We start from the raw sequence: 3,839 nt of genomic DNA, 5'->3' as shown, positions 1-3,839 counted from the left end.
GCCGGGAGGGGAGGGGGAACACGGTGACAGAGACCGAGTGCTCGGCGGCGTCGTCGGTGGGGGTCGGCCGGGCCGGAAGGCACGTTCGTTCCTTCCGGCCCGGACCGCCGCCCGCGGGGAATGAGGCGGCGGTGTCCCCCAGCCCGCTGTTCCTGTGCAGCGGGCCGACCCACGCGGCTCCCATGGAACCGCTGCCCTCCCAGGCAGGGCAGGCGCATGCGTGGGCGCACGGCCACACGGCCGGGGCACGGGAAACGGCGCCGCGAAACCACCCGGACCGGCGGTGGGCGCGTACGATTCCGGCCGCTCGGCGGGGGGCACGCTGAGGGTGGCACGTGACCCCTGCACGTACACGCGTACGGACATAGATCCCGCCATCCCCCCTGCCACCCCTTAACGGTGGGCATGCGGCGAACTACGCTGTGTTGGCAGTGCTTTCCGCGCCGCGCAGTCGCGCAGTGACGGGAGGGGGCCCCGCGTCAGCCGCGGGGCGGTCGTCGGTGTGGTCAGGGGTGCGCATGTCCAGGGAGTCACGCGGGCCGAATGAGAAACTCGGCACCGTCCTCGCCCTCGCAGGGATCAGCAACGCCGGACTCGCCCGACGGGTCAACGACCTCGGCGCCCAACGGGGCCTCACGCTCCGGTACGACAAGACGTCGGTGGCCCGCTGGGTATCGAAGGGGATGGTGCCGCAAGGAGCGGCGCCCCACTTGATCGCCGCTGCCATCGGCAGCAAGCTCGGCCGTCCGGTGCCGCTCCACGAGATCGGCCTCGCGGACGCCGACCCGACCCCGGAGGTCGGGCTCGCCTTCCCGCGCGACGTGGGAGCCGCCGTCAAATCGGCCACCGACCTCTACCGGCTGGACCTGGCGGGGCGGCGCGGTGGCGGCAGCATCTGGCAGTCCCTCGCCGGATCGTTCGCCGTCAGCGCTTACGCCACCCCCGCCTCGCGCTGGCTCATAACGCCGGCGGACAGTTCGGTCGCCCGCCACATCGAACTCCTCGAAGGGGTGGCCCCGTCCGCCGCCGACGGGGCCAGAACGGACAACGCCGGAACGGGCGCGGCGGGCCCGGCGGACGCGGCCAACGGTTCCCTCGCCACCGTCGAGAACGGGCACCGGCAGCGCGGGCAACACGAGCAGCACGGGCAGCACGGGCACGCGGCCGGTACCGGGCCCGGTACGGGTGCCGGCACCACGACCGGCTCCGCGACGGTCCGTCCCCGCGACGGCCAGCCCGGCACGGAGCAGGACGCCGCCGCCGTACCGCTGCGCGTCGGACACACGGACGTCTCCAAGCTGCGCGAGGCCGCGGACGAGGCACGCCGGTGGGACTCCAAGTACGGCGGCGGGGACTGGCGTTCGTCCATGGTCCCCGAGTGCCTGCGCGTCGACGCCGCGCCGCTGCTGCTGGGCGCCTACACCGACGAGGTCGGACGCTCCCTCTTCGGCGCCACCGCCGAGCTGACCCGACTGGCCGGGTGGATGGCCTTCGACACCGGCCAACAGGAGGCCGCCCAGCGCTACTACATCCAGGCGCTTCGTCTCGCCCGCGCCGCCGCCGACGTGCCGCTGGGCGGCTACGTACTCGCCTCCATGTCGCTCCAGGCCACCTACCGCGGCTTCGCCGACGAGGGCGTCGACCTCGCCCAGGCCGCACTCGAGCGCAACCGCGGGCTGGCGACGGCGCGCACGATGAGCTTCTTCCAACTCGTCGAGGCCCGCGCCCACGCGAAGGCCAACGACGCGCAGGCGTGCGCCGCCGCGCTGGCGGCGGCCGAGAGCTGGCTGGAGCGCTCCAGGCAAGGCGACCCGGACCCCTCCTGGCTGGACTTCTACTCCTACGACCGCCTCGCGGCGGACGCCGCCGAGTGCTACCGGGATCTGAAGGCACCGCGCCAGGTGCGCCGCTTCACGGAGAAGGCGCTCTCGCAGCCGAAGGAGGAGTTCGTGCGCTCGCACGGACTGCGACTGGTCGTCTCGGCCGTCGCCGAACTCGAATCCGGAAACCTCGACGCCGCCTGCGCCGCCGGGACGCGCGCCGTGGAGGTCGCCGGACGCATCTCCTCCGCCCGTACGACGGAGTACGTGCGCGATCTGCTGCACCGCCTGGAGCCGTACGGGGACGAGCCGCGCGTCGCCGAACTGCGGGAGAGAGCCCGGCCGCTGCTGATGGCTCCTGCGTGAGCGGGGCCGCCCGCTCGGGCACGTGTGCGCCGCCGCAAGCGCGTCGGCCCCCGCGTCCTGCGGGTGCGTGCTCTTGGGAGCGTGGGGAGGGAGCGCAGAGAAACCGGGGAGGGATTTCTTGATCGTCGGCGTGACGGGTGCCGCAGCGAGCGGTCAGCGGTGGGGTTCATGATGGTGGGCGTGACCTCGACGTCCAGAAGACTCGACCGCTCAGCCGTCGGCAAGGGCGCCGGCCGGCTCGACTGCGACGTGCTGGTGATCGGCGCCGGCGTCGTCGGGCTGTCCACCGCCTATGCCCTCACCCGCCGGGCCCCCGGAACCCGGGTCACCGTCCTGGAGAAGGAGCCGGGCCCGGCCCGGCACCAGACGGGGCGGAACAGCGGGGTGATCCACAGCGGAATCTACTACCCGCCCGGCTCCCTCAAGGCGCGATTCGCCCTGCGGGGCGCTGCCGAGATGGTCAAGTTCTGCGCGGAGCACGGCATTCCGCACCAGGTCACCGGCAAGCTGATCGTCGCCACGGAACACGAGGAACTACCCCGGCTGCACGCCCTCATCCAACGCGGACGCCAGCACGGCATCCCCGTGCGGGAACTCGGCCCGGCCCAGATCTCCGAACGCGAGCCGCACGTGCGCGGCCTGGCCGCCATCCACGTCGGCACGACGGGCGTGTGCGACTACGTCGCCGTCACCCGGCAGCTCGCGCGCCTGGTACGCGACGCGGACGCCGACGTGCGGTACGGAGCCGCGGGACAGGTCACGGTGATCGACCGCCGCCCAGGCCGCGGCGTCGCGGTCCGCACCGCGGACGGGACAGTGCTGCGGGCACGCGCGCTCGTCAACTGCGCCGGACTGCACTGCGACAGCGTCGCCCGCCTCGCCGGAGACACCCCGCAAGCCAGAATCCTTCCCTTCCGGGGCGAGTACGCCGAGCTGGTCCCCGAGCGCGAACACCTGGTGCGCGGCCTCGTCTACCCGGTGCCCGACCCGGCCTTCCCCTTCCTCGGCGTCCACCTCACCCGAGGCGTCCACGGCGGCGTGCACCTCGGCCCGAACGCCGTGCCCGCGCTCGCCCGCGAGGGCTACACGTGGTCCGCCGTACGCCCCTCCGAGCTGGCGGGACTCGCCGCACACCCCGGCACCTGGCGGATAGCCCGCCGCCACTGGCGCTACGGCGCCGGCGAGATCCACCGCTCCCTCTCACGGCGCTCCTTCACCGCCGCCGTACGGCGCATGCTGCCCGACGTGGCGGAGGCCGACCTGCGCCCCGCACCTGCCGGGGTACGCGCCCAGGCCGTACTGCGGGACGGCACCCTCGTCGACGACTTCCTCTTCGCGGAGGGCCCGCACACGGTCCACGTCCTCAACGCGCCCTCCCCCGCCGCGACGGCCTCCCTCCCGATCGGCAGAGAGATCGCCCGACGGGCGTCGGCCGTACTGGGCGACGGCTGAGAGCCGCCCGATGCCCACCGGGCGTCAGCCGATGCCCGGCGGGACGGGGGCGGCCCTGCGACGGCCGGTCACCGACAGTGGGCCGCCGACCACAGACCGGCCGACGGCCAGGCCCGTCACCCGGTTGTCACTCGCGGCCACCGCTCTCTCCCTCCCCCCTTCGACAACCGTCACCGGTCAAACCGGTGACGACCCGGAGAC

The 3,839-nt window shown here is 73.8% G+C and carries 2 protein-coding genes; both read left to right on the top strand.

The genetic code is table 11. From position 1 onward, the window contains the following. Nucleotides 1–518 precede the first annotated feature (518 nt). Entirely contained in the window at nucleotides 519–2,186 is a 1,668-nt protein-coding gene (locus AB8Z75_RS32770) for a sporulation protein (protein WP_369208438.1), read from the top strand. A 171-nt stretch (nucleotides 2,187–2,357) separates the two neighbouring features. After that, the gene (lhgO, locus tag AB8Z75_RS32765) at nucleotides 2,358–3,638 is read left to right on the top strand and encodes an L-2-hydroxyglutarate oxidase (protein WP_369208440.1); all 1,281 of its coding nucleotides are present in this window, start codon (nucleotides 2,358–2,360) and stop codon (nucleotides 3,636–3,638) included. Nucleotides 3,639–3,839: the final 201 nt, after the last annotated feature.

This window comes from Streptomyces sp. PU-14G, assembly GCF_041028275.1.
Lineage (GTDB): Bacteria > Actinomycetota > Actinomycetes > Streptomycetales > Streptomycetaceae > Streptomyces.
This window is presented reverse-complemented; position numbering and strand designations above follow the sequence as displayed.